The 15,882-nt window shown below is 41.4% G+C and carries 14 protein-coding genes; 12 read left to right on the plus strand and 2 right to left on the minus strand.

The window, feature by feature from the left end:
* The first annotated feature begins 497 nt into the window (after positions 1-497).
* From ACQKFG_RS07130 to ACQKFG_RS07140, 3 genes are read left to right on the plus strand one after another with little or no spacing between them, the layout of a single operon-like run.
* Positions 498-1,775, plus strand: coding sequence for a Glu/Leu/Phe/Val family dehydrogenase (locus ACQKFG_RS07130; RefSeq protein ID WP_427557389.1), 1,278 nt, complete (start codon positions 498-500; stop codon positions 1,773-1,775).
* A gap of 34 nt (positions 1,776-1,809) precedes the next feature.
* On the plus strand, positions 1,810-2,100 hold the full coding sequence (locus ACQKFG_RS07135; protein ID WP_192205254.1) for an SAV0927 family protein: 291 nt from the start codon (positions 1,810-1,812) through the stop codon (positions 2,098-2,100).
* 17 nt (positions 2,101-2,117) lie between these two features.
* Positions 2,118-2,366: a hypothetical protein gene (locus tag ACQKFG_RS07140; RefSeq protein WP_342614072.1), complete on the plus strand. Its 249-nt coding sequence runs from the start codon at positions 2,118-2,120 to the stop codon at positions 2,364-2,366.
* Between the two features lie 76 nt (positions 2,367-2,442).
* On the opposite strand, the gene ACQKFG_RS07145 is transcribed toward ACQKFG_RS07140, so the two are convergent.
* Positions 2,443-3,183 (minus strand): IclR family transcriptional regulator, encoded by a 741-nt coding sequence (locus tag ACQKFG_RS07145; RefSeq protein ID WP_427557394.1) that lies wholly within the window; start codon positions 3,181-3,183, stop codon positions 2,443-2,445.
* A 175-nt stretch (positions 3,184-3,358) separates the two neighbouring features.
* Between ACQKFG_RS07145 and ACQKFG_RS07150 the strand changes: the two genes are divergently transcribed.
* The 7 genes from ACQKFG_RS07150 (at position 3,359) to ACQKFG_RS07180 (ending at position 11,819) form a co-directional block, all read left to right on the plus strand.
* Positions 3,359-4,237 (plus strand): dimethylarginine dimethylaminohydrolase family protein, encoded by an 879-nt coding sequence (locus ACQKFG_RS07150; RefSeq protein ID WP_427558214.1) that lies wholly within the window; start codon positions 3,359-3,361, stop codon positions 4,235-4,237.
* A complete protein-coding gene (locus ACQKFG_RS07155; protein ID WP_349728126.1) occupies positions 4,234-5,850 on the plus strand; it encodes a M20/M25/M40 family metallo-hydrolase in 1,617 nt (538 codons plus the stop codon). The genes ACQKFG_RS07150 and ACQKFG_RS07155 overlap by 4 nt, the downstream gene beginning before the upstream one ends.
* Positions 5,851-6,016: 166 nt before the next feature.
* The gene (locus ACQKFG_RS07160; RefSeq protein ID WP_427558217.1) at positions 6,017-7,360 is read left to right on the plus strand and encodes a YfcC family protein; all 1,344 of its coding nucleotides are present in this window, start codon (positions 6,017-6,019) and stop codon (positions 7,358-7,360) included.
* A gap of 51 nt (positions 7,361-7,411) precedes the next feature.
* Positions 7,412-8,590: an amidohydrolase gene (locus ACQKFG_RS07165; protein ID WP_427557397.1), complete on the plus strand. Its 1,179-nt coding sequence runs from the start codon at positions 7,412-7,414 to the stop codon at positions 8,588-8,590.
* A gap of 453 nt (positions 8,591-9,043) precedes the next feature.
* Entirely contained in the window at positions 9,044-9,805 is a 762-nt protein-coding gene (locus tag ACQKFG_RS07170) for a dimethylarginine dimethylaminohydrolase family protein (protein WP_192205248.1), read from the plus strand.
* 50 nt (positions 9,806-9,855) lie between these two features.
* A complete protein-coding gene (locus ACQKFG_RS07175) occupies positions 9,856-11,271 on the plus strand; it encodes an amino acid permease (protein WP_427557400.1) in 1,416 nt (471 codons plus the stop codon).
* A 209-nt stretch (positions 11,272-11,480) separates the two neighbouring features.
* A complete protein-coding gene (locus tag ACQKFG_RS07180) occupies positions 11,481-11,819 on the plus strand; it encodes a VOC family protein (protein ID WP_192205246.1) in 339 nt (112 codons plus the stop codon).
* A 288-nt stretch (positions 11,820-12,107) separates the two neighbouring features.
* On the opposite strand, the gene ACQKFG_RS07185 is transcribed toward ACQKFG_RS07180, so the two are convergent.
* Positions 12,108-13,940, minus strand: coding sequence for a sigma 54-interacting transcriptional regulator (locus tag ACQKFG_RS07185; protein ID WP_427557404.1), 1,833 nt, complete (start codon positions 13,938-13,940; stop codon positions 12,108-12,110).
* A 196-nt stretch (positions 13,941-14,136) separates the two neighbouring features.
* On the opposite strand from ACQKFG_RS07185, the gene ACQKFG_RS07190 reads away from it, so the two are divergent.
* Positions 14,137-14,340, plus strand: coding sequence for a hypothetical protein (locus ACQKFG_RS07190; RefSeq protein ID WP_142244534.1), 204 nt, complete (start codon positions 14,137-14,139; stop codon positions 14,338-14,340).
* Positions 14,341-14,424: 84 nt separating this feature from the next.
* Positions 14,425-15,837, plus strand: a complete 1,413-nt coding sequence (locus tag ACQKFG_RS07195; protein ID WP_427557407.1) for a purine-cytosine permease family protein — start codon at positions 14,425-14,427, stop codon at positions 15,835-15,837.
* Positions 15,838-15,882: the final 45 nt, after the last annotated feature.

Here is a 15,882-nt window from a genome sequence, read left to right on the forward strand (position 1 = left end):
TTTTATTTGAATGAAGCATGTATTGAGAATAGTTGGCCACGGCCCCCTTACCAAGTCCATGTGGCCTCCTTCTTTGCATTCATCGCAGAGAAAGCAGGCATCGCAGCAATCAACAATATTTTACGTCTACTTGTTGTCCTGGTTGAAAGCATTCCGAACCTCCAGGGGAGACCCTGCAGGCGCAAAACGCAGAGGGCGGACCGCCCGCGGGTGACTGGAGGCAACGTTCAAATTGTACAATCCCTTAATTGACTGTAGACAAACTTGATTGTCACCGACTGACACATCTTAATAAGGGATGCTTTTTTTTATGTATTTAATCATCGCTGTTTACATATGCAAACCTGAATTGATTATGAATTCATACATATTTCCTGAGGATGGTATGTGTGATAGTGATGATTGCAAATGGCGGTATATGGCTATCCACACGAAATCTTCAAAGCTGGCATGAAAGTTGCTTAAGTAAGATATAAGAATAAAAGTGAGGTGCTAAAATGACAGGGGAAATTAAGGTGATTGAAAAACGGCAATTGGATAATCCATTGCAAGAATTCCAGGATATCTTAGAAGAAGCGATTCATGTTTTGGGCTATCCAAATCAGGTTTTTGATTTTTTGAAAGCGCCAATGCGTTTTCTGGAAGTCAGTATTCCTATTCAAATGGATAATGGGGAGACAAGGATGTTTCAAGGGTATCGGGCTCAACATAATGATGCAGCCGGTCCAACGAAAGGGGGGATTCGGTTTCACCCGGATGTCACTCCTGAAGAAGTTAAGGCATTGGCCGGATGGATGAGCTTGAAATGCGGAATAACCGATCTTCCATATGGAGGGGCAAAAGGTGGCATTGTGTGTGATCCCAGACAGATGAGTTCATCTGAGTTAGAACGATTAAGTAGAGGGTATGTCAGGGCAGTAAGCCAAATAGTGGGCCCTACAAAAGATATCCCGGCACCTGATATGTATACGAATTCACAAATCATGGCCTGGATGCTGGATGAATACGATCACATCAGGGAATTCGATTCACCCGGATTCATTACGGGAAAGCCTCTGAGATTAGGAGGGTCGAAGGGCAGGGAGAAGGCCACGTCCAAGGGAGTATTATATACACTTCAAATGATATGTGATTTAAAGGGGATTCCTATTGAAGGCATGCGGGTAATCATTCAGGGATTCGGGAATGTTGGCAGTCATTTAGCGTTGTATTTACATGAAATGGGGGCTAAGGTTGTCGGAATTGCGGATGAGCTTGGAGGCTTATATAATCCGGATGGCTTGGATATTCCTTACCTTTTGGAGAACAGGGACTCTTTTGGGGTCGTTTCGAACTTATACAAAGATTCATTATCCAATCAAGAATTGTTGGAAAAAGAGTGTGATGTGCTGATTCCCGCAGCTATTAGCGGAGTGGTGAATAATGAAAATGCAAAACGATTAAAATGTGAAATCCTGATCGAAGCGGCAAATGGGCCGACAACAAAGGAAGCGATCAAGATCCTCGATGATAAAGGTATAGTGCTAGTCCCGGATATTTTGGCGAATTCAGGAGGGGTGATAGTCTCTTATTTTGAATGGTGCCAGAACAACCAAGGTTATTATTGGACGGAAGAGCTTGTGGATGAACGATTGAAGGAAAAGATAACGGCCAGCTTTTTGAATGTCTACCATACTTCAAAAAAATATTCCGTGAACATGAAAGTGGCTGCATATATTGAAGGGATTCGCAAAATAGCAGAAGCATCTCAGCTTCGAGGTTGGGTCAGGTTCTGAGCGAATTAGGGCTTACAAGAAAGGAGGCAATCCGTTGAATTTTGATATTCTTTCCGAAAATAAAGAAAACCAGGCTATTCATCATTATTGCTTATTGTCACAAGATTATAGATATGATGTGACCATTGTATATTCGGCCCAGTTTTTCGGTAAAGCAATGGTTACTTCCATGCAAAGCGGAAGAATGATCCTGCTTTGTGCAAATGATATTAATTTAGATCAATACTGGGCTCCGACCCTTGGGATTGAACAAGAAGATATACATGAGTTCCAAAACTTTCTCAAGTTGGTATTACAAACCCCATTTCATTTTGAAGAATACTGAGGGAAGGAATGATGTAAATGTACGTTGATGTGATTCTTAGCCCATGTGAAGGCAGGATTGAAAAAATTTCAATATCCAAAAATTCGAGATTTTACGAATGGGAACAATTATTTCAGATTAAGAAGGCAGATGGACGTGTGGAAATCATAGATATGGGTGTCAGCGGGAAAATAGAATCATTGGAGGTATTGGAGGGTGAACCAGTGGTGGCCGGAGAGGTGCTCGCCTATTTTAAAGAAGATTTATTTGTGACCGGCAGCGATTAATATAAAAACGAAAAAGAAGATGAAATGACTCATCTTCTTTTTCGGCTTAACCGATAATCCTCCACTGCTCTCTTATTCATATTCCCCTATACCCCAATTTTGCAGAAACCCGATTGCCAGTTTCCATAACATTCTTAATGAGGAAATCAAGTCTTTCATCTGTCAGGTTAAAGCTGACAAAACCTATGCTCACTGCACCGTGAACTTCCCCAAAATGGTTCAGTATCGGCACGGCAACAGAACATGTTCCCTCTGTCCTTTCACTGTGGCTGATTCCATGTCCCTTCATTTTAGTCTCTTGCAATATATCCCAAAAAGCTGCTCTTTCTTGAATTGGCACAAGAGCATCCACGATTATTTTGGCTTGACTATATGGCATATAGGCAAGCATCACTTTATTGGCAGCCCCAATATGCATAGGTACTCGTGAGCCAAGCTGGTCATAAACCCGGATTTGGCTTTTTTCACTGTCGATTCGTTCGATAACGAGTGATTCCATTCCTATTGGCTGGCTAAGATAGACGCTTTCATCGACTTTGTTCATCAGCCTTTCCAGTTCAGGCCTTATTTGGCTGATGTAATCCATTTTGTCATACATACGTAAACCATATTCGAGCCAAATATTCCCCAAACCATATTGTTTGGATTGCCCGTCCTGTTGGATCAATCCATGCAAGGACATCGATTTTAACAAACGATGCATGGAGCTGACAGGAAGATCACATTCTTGGGAAAGTTCCGTAATTGACAGCCAGTTTTCCGATGAATTGGAAACCAGCACCTTTATAACGTTCATGGCACGGTCGATCGATTGCATAAACAAACCACCTATCTTTCATTACAAGTTGAATAAAACCTTAAGTTATTTGAAAATTTAAAACATATTGACATTATACCAAAGTTGATTTTATAATAAAAGAAAAATTCCTATTAGCGGAAACGTTTTCCGCTATGCGGAAAAGGAGGGGGAGGCAGTGACATATTGTTCGTCCATGTACAATCCATTGGAACGTGTCATTGTAAAACATCCGAGAGAAGCTTTTATTAGTCAAGAGCATTTAAGCCAAGCATGGCGGAACTTCAATTATGCGGAAGAGCCAGATTTCAACGAAGCTTTAAAAGAGTATGGTGATTTTATTTCCATTTTGGAGAAATATGTTTCAAACATCGATTATTTGCCAGCATCTTCGGTAGTCGGCATTGACTCCTTATATGCTCATGATCCGGTCAAATTCACTAGCCAAGGAGCCATTATTTTAAAGTCCGGGAAAGAATTGAGACAGCCTGAAGCTAATGTATACAAAGAATTTTGTAGGGAAAAGAACATCCCGATTATTGGGTATTTAACGGGTGATGCGGTTGCGGATGGCGGTGATATCGTTTGGCTTGATGATAAGACCCTAGTTGTCGGACATGGTTATCGTACAAACGCTGAAGCCATTCGGCAATTAAAAGAAATGACCGCTCATCTTGTGGATGAATTCATCGTAGTTCAGCTTCCGCATGATCAAGGTGAGGGAGAGTGTCTCCATCTTATGTCTTTAATCAGTATGGTCGACCAGGATTTAGCAGTGGTTCACTCCCGCCTTATGCCTGTCTTTTTCAGAAAAATGCTGATTGAACGAGGCATACAGCTTATCGAAGTGCCTGTTGATGAGTACTTGACCTTGGGCTGTAATGTTCTTGCCATTGCTCCGCGGGTTTGCGTGATATCTTCTGGTAACGCTTACACAAAACAAAAGCTTATTGATGCGGGAGCAACGGTTTATGAATACAAAGGAACTGAGATCAGTTTCAAAGGCACTGGCGGTCCAACTTGTTTAACCTGCCCGGTGGTGCGTACAAATATCAATGAAGGGGGATTGGAATGAGTCAATTACTATGGGGGACTCCAGAAACGCTCCGTGCTTTGTTATGTGAACTTGTTAGCTGGGATAGTCGTACTCTTACACAAGGAGAACAATTGTTTCCGTATAAAGTGCAAGAGAAATTGAGGGAGCTTGATTATTTTAAAAGGAATCCGGCGCACTTATCGCTTCACGAAGCTGATTTAGGGAGGAACTTTGTCAATGCCTTTTATAAACATCCCGATAGCAAGGAGACTGTTGTATTAATTAGCCATTTTGATACGGTTCATACTGAAGAATACGGTGATCTTGAGACTCTTGCATTTCAACCAGAGGAGCTCACGAAAAAACTTCATGAGAGGAAAGATGAACTACCGGAAGAAGCGCGTATTGATCTTGAATCAGGAAAGTACTTGTTTGGCAGAGGAACGATGGATATGAAAATGGGTCTTGCCCTTCATATGGCTATCATCGAAAAGGCAAGCATCGAACAATGGCCGATCAATCTCCTGCTATTAACAGTTCCTGATGAAGAAGTGAATTCCGCGGGAATGAGGGCTGCAGTTAAAGAACTTGTGACTTTACGTGATAAATATGGCCTTTCCTATAAAATGTTTTTTAATAGTGAACCGTCCTTTTCACAGAAACCGGGCGATAATAGCCATTATATTTATTCCGGAACTTTGGGGAAAATCATGCCCGCTGCACTTTTTTATGGGAAAGAAACTCATGTAGGTGAGCCATTAAAGGGCATGACGGCTAACTATATAGCCTCGTTCCTCACGCAGCTCATGGAGTGGAACACTCTTTTTCAAGAAAGTGATCGTGGTGAGGAAACACCTTTACCGGTATCGCTTCTGCAAAAAGATCTAAAACTACAATATTCAACACAGACACCTTATCGGGCAGCCGCGCTTTATAATGTGTTCATTATGAAAAGGACAGCTGCAGAAATAATGGACCTATTCGAACAGGTTGCTAACGAAGCAGCGATGAAATGCAATGAATCTTATAAAGGGCTTTGCCTTCGTGAACAAATTGAAGGTGTAGGTGAAGTACAAGTATTGCGTTACGAAAAGTTACTTTCATATGCCGAGGGCAAATTTGGCGGGAGTTTTGTTGAGCAAATAAAGAGTGAAGTTAAAGGAAACATGGAATTGGATGAGCGGGAAAAATCAGTGCGGATCGTTGAAAAATTGATGATACAATGTCAGGAGCTTTCACCCGCCATTGTATTGCTATTCGCACCGCCATATTATCCAGCCGTCAATACGTCCGATGATCCGCTTATCATGGAATCTGTGAAAGTAATGAAGGAAACTGCCAGCATGCTTGGTGAGGAAGTCAGCCAAATTCATTATTTTAATGGCCTTTGCGATTTAAGCTATGTTCATTATAATGATGAGTCTGATGGCTGGACAGCTTTTGAAAAAAATACACCAGTCTGGGGCGATACTTACAGCATTCCTTTCGCGGATATGCAAAAACTTCAGGCACCCGTACTTAATGTGGGTCCTTTCGGCAAGGATGCCCACCAGCGTACAGAGCGCCTTCACATCGATAGCGCCTTCGTCCATACGCCCGTCATGCTGGAGAAGTTAATTAAGAGTATGTTTAAGTGTTTGGTTAAGAAGTGATGGTCCGTCAGGAGAACTGGATTAAAAGTATAAAACTTTAACTGGGGGAATTTAAATGAATGACCTGCCTAATGGTCAAATCACTTCCGAGCCGCTTAATCAGAAAAATAAGCCGCTTAACCAACTGACGGAGCTACCGGAAAAAGGGATTAATCCTTTTGTATTAATGTTTATCGTAATTGTAATCGTGACGATTTTAACCTATATCTTACCCGCGGGCCAATATGAAAGAATTGAAAAGGATGGCCGAAGTGTAGTCGATCCCACTTCTTTTGAATTCGTTGAATCAACACCAGTGGGATTATTGGAAATGTTCAGCAGCATTCACGCAGGGATGATTGAAGGAGCGTCAATTATCTTGTTCGTCTTTTTGTTTGGCGGAGCACTGGGAATCATGCAGGCAACAGGAGCACTGGATTCTTTCATTAAGTTTGTGGCTGTCCGATTCGGAAAAAAAGAGAGATTGCTTATTCCGTTGATGGTATTAATCTTCGCATCATTAGGGACACTGATCGGCTCTGCTGAAGATTCATTGGTTTATATCGCAATCATTGTTCCGATGACGATTGCATTGGGCTTTGATGCCCTTACAGGTTTTGCGATCGTCATCCTTGGAACATTGGCGACTGGATTCATCTCGGGCATTACAAACCCTTTCAATGTAGGGGTTGCCCAAAGCATTGCAGAACTGCCCATGTATTCGGGAATGGGATTGCGGATCGCTCTTCTTGCAGTGTTTTATGTCGTTACAGTATTGTACATCTATTTCCATGCAATGAAGGTTAAAAAAGATCCTGAACAGGGGGAGTATGGGAAATTCAGGCGTGAAGAACATGCACATATTGATAAAAACTTTAGGATGAGTAAAAGACATAGCGCTGCTTTAATTATTTTATTGGTGAATTTCATCCTATTAGTATATGGAGTTATTAAATTAGGATGGTATATAAGTGAAATTGGCGGCTTGTTTTTATTAAGCGGGATCATAATGGGCCTGATTGGTGGCTTGACTCCATCCAAGATGGCTAATGGTTTTATTTCAGGAGCGGGCGACATGGTTTCCGGGGCATTGATAATAGGCATTGCGCAGACAATCTTGGTCATCATTACAAGTGGTGGAATGCTGGATACGATTTTATATTATGCTGCAGGATTGGTTGAGCAGCTTCCTCCCGCCATAAATGCAATCGGAATGTTCATTGTCCAATTGTTTCTTAACTTCATTGTTCCATCCGGAAGTGGACAAGCCGCATTGACAATGCCGATAATGGCTCCATTGGCGGATTTGATGGGTGTGACAAGACAAACCGCAGTGTTAGCTTTTCAATTAGGGGATGGGATTTCGAATATGATATTTCCGACTTCTGGAGTGCTATTGGCTGGACTGGCAGTGGCAGGCATATCATTTACGAAATGGGTAAAATGGGTGTTTCCGTATCTTTTGATTCAGGTTGCGGTAGCAATTATCTTTTTGATCATTGCTCAAAGCATACAGTATGGCCCTTTTTAGAGACTTTAAAAGTCTGAATATTGGCACTAAATGATCGAGGAGGCATTTATGATGAAGACAATACAGGAGACAGTTGTCGATGAAGTGATTTCATGGCGACGTCATTTTCACGAAAATCCGGAGCTCTCATATCAGGAGTACCAGACTTCTGAATTAATCTATAGGAAATTAAAAACCTTTACAGGATTAGAAGTGACGAGACCTACAGAAACGAGCGTTTTAGCGGTTCTCAAAGGAGCTAAAAAATCTGCCCGAAAACCGAATACCATCACCTTTCGTGCCGATATTGATGCACTCCCGATTCAAGAAGAAGCAGAAATTGATTATCAATCAAGAAATCCTGGGATTATGCATGCATGCGGACATGATGCACATGCTGCGATGTTATTAGGTGCTGCTAAAGTCCTCTCTGGGAAAAAAGATGCGATCGATGGAGAAATCAGGTTTATTTTCCAACACGCCGAAGAGGTTCTGCCAGGGGGAGCTCAGGAATTGGTGAAAAAAGGGGTCATGGAAGGAGTGGATTATGCATTTGCACTGCATGTTACTCCTTATGAACGAACAGGGACGATATGTTTAAGGGAAGGGGTATTCTGTGCAGCAGCCGATGATTTTGAAATTAAAATCATTGGGCAGGGCGGTCATGCGTCGACTCCGGAATTAACGGTAGATCCGCTGCTCATTGGTGCAGAAATTACGACGAATCTTCAACATATCGTTTCGAGAAAAATTTCGGCTCTTAGGACACCCGTCATTTCAGTCACTCAGTTCCATTCAGGAAGTGCGCTCAATGTCATACCCGAATATGCGGAAATCGGTGGTACCATTCGTTCCTTAGACCCTGATAGCCGATTGAAAGCAAGGGAGTATCTAGAGCAAATCGTTAAGGGGATTTCAGAAACGCATGGGGCAAAATGTGAAATTACTTGGTACTTAGGGTATCCAGCCGTGGTAAATGATAAAGCAGCTGTCGATATTTCAAGAACGGTCATGGAAGGTATTTTTGAAGGAGATAATATCATCCAGGTTGATGATCCTATGTTCGGGACAGAAGATTTTTCGGCTTTTTCCGAAATGGTACCCTCTTCCATGCAATTTCTAGGCGTTCATAATGATGAGTTTGGAAAAGCTTACCCTTTACACCATCCTAAATTTAAAATCGATGAGAAGGCTTTAGGGTACGGAGTAAGATATTTTGTAGGTATAGCGGATAAATTATGCGGTCATTAAAATAATTGAGCAAGCATTGGGCTGGAATAGAAACCCGTTATAGTTTAAAAGAAAACTTACGGTGTCTTTTCTCCCTATCATGACTGGTTTTTTCCATGGTTTCCGCTTCTGGAATAGTTAAGTGCAGCAAAGTGATGAAAAGAAATTTCATTTAAAGAACTTCTGGTTCAAAAAGGTTAATATCCTACATTTAAAAAAATGGCTCTTTTCGTAAAGATTGTTGTTTTTAAAACAAAACGATTTAAGGTTGATTGGAGCGCAAGTGCGAGACTCCAGCGGGAGCAGCGGGACAGGTGAGACCCCACAGGAGTTTACGCCGAGGAGGCTCACCGCCCGCCCCGCGGAAAGCGAGCATCTGGAGGGGAAATCAACCACACCGCTTTACTTGGTAAATAGCAACAAAGTATGCGAAAACAGCCAAAAAAATAAACTACCTATTTAGGAGGAATATATATGTTTAAACACGCGATTGTAAGAAAGATTGGAAAAAGTTATGTAAATGGCTTAACAACATCGGATTTAGGAAACCCGGATTATGAGAAAGCTCTTATACAACACGATGCTTATGTAGAAGCATTAAAACGCTGCGGTGTGAAAGTGACCGTTCTCGAACCGGATGAGAGATACCCTGATTCCACGTTTGTGGAAGATACAGCCGTGTTGACGCCAAAATGTGCCCTTGTAACGAATCCTGGTGCAGAAAGCCGGAATGGTGAAATTAATGAAATGAGAGAAGTTTTAAAGAACTTTTATGACACAATCGAATATATTCAATCTCCAGGTATGTTGGATGGCGGAGATGTAATGCAAGTTGAAGATCACTTCTATATTGGTCTTTCAACTAGAACAAATGAAACAGGTGCTCTTCAGTTCAAAGATATTATGGCTAAATATGGTTATGATACGACGATCATTCCCCTTAAGAAGTTCTTTCATTTAAAAACGGGTGTCAATTACCTGGGAGACAATAATTTATTAGTAGCCGGGGAATTCATTAATCACGAGGCTTTTTCTGGCTTCAATCAAATAATCGTAAAACAGGAAGAGGAATATTCGGGTAACTGTGTAAGAATGAACGACTGCGTTATTGTCCCTAAAGGGTTTGAGGGTACAAAGAAAAAAATTGAAGATTTGGGATACACAGTGATTGATGTGGAGGTGACTGAATTTCAAAAACAAGATGGCGGACTTAGTTGTCTCTCTTTGAGGTTCTAAGATAGTTTAGGAGAAGGATAGGCTAATAGATAAGATAAGGAAGTGATTATATGGGGTATGGACTGGAGAATAATGATCAGCTGCAACGCTCGATGAAAAGACGCCATTTATTTATGCTTTCACTTGGCGGCGTAATCGGTACAGGCCTTTTTTTAAATGCAGGCTATACCATTAACCAAGCAGGGGCAGGAGGGGCCCTTGTCGGTTATCTAGCCGGCGGTCTTATTTTGTATATGGTAATGGTCTGCCTAGGCGAGCTGGCCGTTCATATGCCGGTTACAGGTTCATTCCAGAAATATGCTGCCGAATATATAGGGCCTTCCGCTGGTTTCTCTCTAGGATGGATGTATTTCGTAGGTTCAGCCGCCACTGCAGGAGTTGAGTTCACGGCTGCAGGGATATTGATGAAACAGTGGTTCCCCCATAGTCCTACCTGGATTTGGTGTGCTGTGTTCATAGTGCTTTTATTTACTTTGAATGCATTAACGACAAGAGGTTTTGCAGAGGCGGAATATTGGTTCGCTGGAATAAAAATCGTTGCAGTGATTTTGTTTATCTTGATTGGAATCGCTGGCATCTTTGGTTTTGTCTCTTTATCTGATCGTCCAACCCCATTCTTTGAGAATTTGGCTCCTTCTGGTCTATTTCCAGCAGGGGGGATTACCATTATCTTTGTGACAATGATGAATGTAATATTTTCTTATCAAGGCTCAGAACTAATAGGAATAGCGGCAGGGGAAAGTGAAGAACCCGAAGAGAATATCCCTAAAGCCATTCGAAACGTACTATTTAGAATCATTGTTTTCTACATTTCGTCCATCATCATCCTTTCCGCCATATTCCCTTCTTCGGAATTAGGCTTATTGGAAAGCCCTTTTGTAACTTTGATGAAGATAGCCGGGATTCCTTATGCAGCAGGTATCATGAATTTCATTATTTTGACAGCCATTCTTTCTGTGGGGAATTCATGTCTTTATGCATCCACAAGGTTGCTTTGGTCGATGGCTCATGACGGAATGGCACCCAAGGTGTTTGGTCTATTATCCAAGCGGAAAGTGCCATTGAATGCCCTTCTTTTTACAATCTGTTTTTCGCTTCTATCGTTATTGACTAGCTTCATTGCGGCCGATACAGTGTTCGTGATACTTATGTCCATAGCCGGTATTTCCGTCACGATATCATGGATGGGAATTGCTTTATCGCAATATATGTTTAGAAGGAAATTTATAAAAGCGGGTGGTAAAACGGAAGATTTACAATACATAGTACCCTTTTACCCATTTGTCCCGTTGTTTTGTTTAGGCTTTTGTTTGCTGATTCTAGTATTCCTTGCCTTTGATCCTACTCAACGAGTCGGACTGTTTTATGGGATAGGATTTTTGATAGCCTGTATATTATTCTATAAATTTAAATTGGCTAAGAAAGTGGAGTCAAACACCAGCCTTGAAAATGAAAAAATATTGTAATTGAGTTGCACCAAAGGCTAGCCAGTTTTTACTGGTTGGCCTTTTTAAATCTTGTAAATGCGGTAGCTTGGATGATTATACACTGAATCGGAAGGAAAATACTAACATTTTAACGAAAAAGAAGGCATACCTTACAAAATAGGAAGGGAAAATTAACTTTTTTACCGAGAGACGGAAAGAAAACAATAATATTAAAATGGGGGGAAGTAATGAAAATCAATCATATAAATTTAACAGTTAATGATGTTACAGCATCAAGGGAGTTTTTAGAAAGATACTTTGGATTGTCATGTGCAGGAAGCCGGGGAGATGGGTTCGCTGCAATGAAAGATGATGATGGTTCCATATTGACTCTAATGAAAGGAAGCGATGTACGGTACCCGAAGACTTTTCATGTTGGATTCATACAAGAAAATGAAGAGCAAGTTAACAGGATCAATCAACGGTTGAAGGATGATGGATTCATGGTGAAACCTCCACAACGCTTACACAGATATACGTTCTATGTAGAAGCGCCTGGGGGATTTAACGTAGAAGTACTATGTTAAAGAATTACTTGGAGATAAATCGTAAAACTACTATAAAAGAGAATAGTGGAAGAACAAGATATACTATTGCCTATAAGTGTGGTCAATATGGGAAAAACCAGTTAGATCCGAAAAATGGGTGGCGTTTATGCCATTTTAACTCCTGCATTATGTTCATGATGTATATATGGTTTGATAATACCGAAAAAGCTGAATGCAAAAGCCTGTTCAAGAAGGCTCCTGTCATCAGCTTTTATTTTTTTGCTTTATTCCCCAAACGTTTTGATCCTGCATGACTGCATCCTGAAATCAAACATGTATATTGAGTTGTTTACGGAGACGTTGCATTTCCGAATTGAAATAGGCTTTGCTGTAATCACAACCTACAATAGCAACGATATTGCCGTCATCATCAATAATAGGCGCAAAGCTTGTTTTCCACTCACCGTACCTGTCTTCATATATCGGAGTCACACCAGCCTTACCATTAAACGCCTGGTATGCGACATTAACCATTTCAGGGGGACCAATATATTCTTCCCCCGGTTCAATTACAAAGCCTTTGTCTGCAACGAGGTGAATCAGACGTCCATCCTCCGTCATGATAAATATAAAGACCCATTCAATTACGCCTTCCTTTTCTTGAATCATGGTAAGTTTTTGTTTTAATTTCTGGGAATAGGAAGTTTGCCGGTTCATATTTTTTTGCAGACTGATAACCTCTTCAGCTGGAATGATAGCTGCAGTTACAACGGCAATGGAACGAAGCCGTTGATTTATTTGTTCTTCTAAAATGGCCCGTTTATCCACTGGTGAAAAGCGTGCCTCCTCAATTTTATTACGTAATTTTTTATATTTCCTGCTCATCGTAGGCTGGCTGACTTCCAATACCTTCGCTGCTAGTTTTAATGATTTGTATTGTTCCATCGCCATATTGATGAGCTGTTCCTCCACAAGCTCGACTGCTTCCTGCATAGGCATCAGAAAATCGATAACAGGTATTGAAGCGGGTTTGGGCCCTTTAAAAGGAAGGACCTCTTTAACCAACGCAACATCTACTTCCGGCATTCCGCTAGTAATCACAAGCCTTTCAACTGTATTTTCAAGTTCGCGCACATTACCGGGCCATTGATAGATACATAGCAAGTCGATTGCATCCGGGGTGAAAGCCACATTTCGATTGTATAGTGCATTGTACTTTTGTAGAAAAAACTGAACCAGGTGGGGGATTTCATCTACACGATTCCTAAGCGGCGGAAGATGGATAGGTACGACATGAAGGCGATAATATAAGTCTTCTCGAAATTCACCTTTTTTCACCATTTTTTCGAGCGATTTATTTGTTGCGGCAATCACTTGAATATCAACAGGGTGTGATGTCGTACTCCCAATTGGTGTGACATCGCGTTCCTGAAGGACGCGAAGCAGTTTTACCTGTACGTTAGGCGGTAACTCGCCAACCTCATCCAAGAATAAGATACCTTTATGGGCGAGTGTGAATTTCCCTTTGGCGCCGTCTTTCCGTGCGCTGGTAAAAGCCCCTTCTACGTAGCCAAAAAGTTCGCTTTCAATCAGGTTTTCCGGGATTGCACCGCAATTGACAGGTATGAACGGACCGTCGCTTCTGTTACCCATATTATGTATGGCCCTGGCGGCCATTTCCTTTCCTACACCGGATTCCCCCAATAAAAGGACTGTTGCGCTAACATCGGAAACCATTTGCATTTTATGCAGAACATCAAGCATCGGTTTACTGCGGATCACAAATGGAAAAGATGGCTTCTTCGATTCCAACAAAGGCCCCGATTGCCCCCTTGATGTATCTGGATACGAGTCTTTAATTTCTTTGTAGGCCCACACCCATGCCCCAGATTCAATCGGGTATGCCGTCATCAGCATTTCCGGCCCCTGCCATGAGGACTGCATGAAAGATCTTTTTTCATTTTTGCCCATTATCTCTTCTGCCACGCTTATGGAAAACAAATCTTGTTCAACATCCTTGATGGAACCGCCGACATTAGCGGATTTGACTGTTTGGAATAAGGGGTTTCCTGTTCCGGTCGATTTCAGTATGGTGCCATTTTTATCTGTCACAATAAGCTGATCGTAAATAGACAAGAGTGCAGAGGTGAAGTGATCCATTTATGTCTACCTGCCTTTCATTTAACTTCCTAGTTTTTATATTACAGAAATTTCACAATTGTTCAATAGTTTCAAAAATGAATATTCTTCCTATTGGAAACCCAGTAAGCATGGTGTTTTCTGATTGGCATGTTTATTGCATTAAAGTAAAGAGAAGGGACTGGAAAGCGCGATTGCAAAGGAGGGAGAAGCGATTTTGAGTAAAGAGAATCAGTTCCAACAGAATATCAATTCTGAAGATCCCTTTATTAAAAATCTATATTCAGATTTGAATGAGCGGATCAATGCGTATGAGCAGGAAGATGCCGTGAAAATCGACAAAATGAAATGGAAGGATGCGACAGGTTCTATTTTTCTCATGATATTAATCATCTTTTACCTGGTCTATACACTTGTCTAAAGTAGTTTGTTTAGCTCACCCAAAACAATGACAGTCTTATTTCCAAGCGATACAATCATTATTTTATAGTTGGGAGAGAAGCGTGTGAGTAAAGATAATGCCTCCATTTCAAAGGATGTGGCCTTTGGTTTTTTACCGGCAAGTAAAAATGACCGGATTTTTAATCTTCGGGATTTAATTTTAGTTCAGGTTGTTATTGGCCTCTCATCTTTTGGGCTGTTAACTGGTGGATACACAGGTACAATGCTTGATGTGAAGCAGTCACTTGCAGCGATATTATTCGGTAACGCCTTCCCTTTGCTGTTGATTGTTCCCATTACCCTTTATTTTGCGCGTTATGGCATAGATACTTTTGTAGGGTTTCGAAGTTCACTAGGGTATCTAGGATCCAATATCTTTTTCTTTGTTTTTCTTATTTTAACTCTCGGCTACATTTCCATTGCGCTTTTCATGTCCGGCCAGGCGTTAGCAGAGGCTGCTAATTGGATGGGGATGCCCGCCATTTTCTCAAGCCAAGCAACTGGAGCGCCGTTTTTCTCGATTTTACTCTTCATTTGTGCATTTCTAGTAACGGTGAGGGGACCGATAGCGATTCAAAAATATACCGCAGTAGCCGTTCCGGTTTTTATGGTTCTCATGTTTGGTCTTCTCGCAATAGTCTTGTTTGGCCAGGGATTCACTAAAATCGCTCAAATACTTCCTTCCGAGCCATTTGAAACGACTTCTCGTTCATTCGCGACGGCCCTGGAATTAAATATCGGTCTCGGCTTCTCATGGCTGCCATACCTTGGTCAATACAGCCGTTTATCTAAAACAGAAGGAGGAGCATTTAAAGCAGGATTCTACAGCTATGGAATCATCGTTTGTATCGCAGCTTTAGTTGGGGCCATTGCTGCATTAGTCGCTGGTTCACTTAATCCTTCTGACTGGATGTTTTCCATCGCAGGAAGTTGGGGCGGCTTCATTGGCTTGATTTTACTTTCGGTTGGGAATGTCGGTGCAGCCATTTTCCTTATGTACTCACAAGCTGTCAGCTTTAAAACCGTATTCCCGAAAAAGTCATGGATGATTGCGATGGGGACAACCGTACCGACCATATTCTTACTTCTAAGCTCGACGTTCTACGATGCATTTGGTTCATTCATTGCTGTCATTTCCTTTATTATGGCTGTTCTTGGCGGAATTGTCGTTGCAGATTACTTTTTGGTAAAGCGACAACGCATTTCAATAAGGGATTTGTATGACACACAGGGCTCTTATACTTATTGGAAAGGCCTTAACCCGTCGGCAGTTCTAACGGTGGTCATTGGAACGATCGTTTACTGGGCACTTTATAATCCATTGACTTTTGAAGCAAGTGACTTTTTCCTTCATACAGCTGCCGGAATTCCAACATACTTTGTCGCTTTAGTCACCTACTATGTTTCATCGAAATACATTTTCCGTTTTGAAGTTGACATGGAGCGTCCATCCGTTGAATTAAAGGAAGCTAAATAGAAAAAACGCAATTTAAAGAATCTAGGGAACGAGAGGAGATTGTTC

The organism is Peribacillus sp. NPDC076916, assembly GCF_050269675.1.
GTDB classification, from domain to species: domain Bacteria; phylum Bacillota; class Bacilli; order Bacillales; family DSM-1321; genus Peribacillus; species Peribacillus aracenensis.

What these genes read in the sequence shown, in the direction of transcription:
- ACQKFG_RS07145 (WP_427557394.1), bottom strand. Translation starts at nt 3,183, where the DNA reads ATGCAATCGATCGACCGTGCCATGAACGTTATAAAGGTGCTGGTTTCC.
- ACQKFG_RS07160 (WP_427558217.1), top strand. Translation starts at nt 6,017, where the DNA reads ATGTTTATCGTAATTGTAATCGTGACGATTTTAACCTATATCTTACCC.
- ACQKFG_RS07165 (WP_427557397.1), top strand. Translation starts at nt 7,412, where the DNA reads ATGAAGACAATACAGGAGACAGTTGTCGATGAAGTGATTTCATGGCGA.
- ACQKFG_RS07155 (WP_349728126.1), top strand. Translation starts at nt 4,234, where the DNA reads ATGAGTCAATTACTATGGGGGACTCCAGAAACGCTCCGTGCTTTGTTA.
- ACQKFG_RS07130 (WP_427557389.1), top strand. Translation starts at nt 498, where the DNA reads ATGACAGGGGAAATTAAGGTGATTGAAAAACGGCAATTGGATAATCCA.
- ACQKFG_RS07185 (WP_427557404.1), bottom strand. Translation starts at nt 13,940, where the DNA reads ATGGATCACTTCACCTCTGCACTCTTGTCTATTTACGATCAGCTTATT.
- ACQKFG_RS07180 (WP_192205246.1), top strand. Translation starts at nt 11,481, where the DNA reads ATGAAAATCAATCATATAAATTTAACAGTTAATGATGTTACAGCATCA.
- ACQKFG_RS07150 (WP_427558214.1), top strand. Translation starts at nt 3,359, where the DNA reads ATGTACAATCCATTGGAACGTGTCATTGTAAAACATCCGAGAGAAGCT.
- ACQKFG_RS07175 (WP_427557400.1), top strand. Translation starts at nt 9,856, where the DNA reads ATGGGGTATGGACTGGAGAATAATGATCAGCTGCAACGCTCGATGAAA.
- ACQKFG_RS07140 (WP_342614072.1), top strand. Translation starts at nt 2,118, where the DNA reads ATGTACGTTGATGTGATTCTTAGCCCATGTGAAGGCAGGATTGAAAAA.
- ACQKFG_RS07170 (WP_192205248.1), top strand. Translation starts at nt 9,044, where the DNA reads ATGTTTAAACACGCGATTGTAAGAAAGATTGGAAAAAGTTATGTAAAT.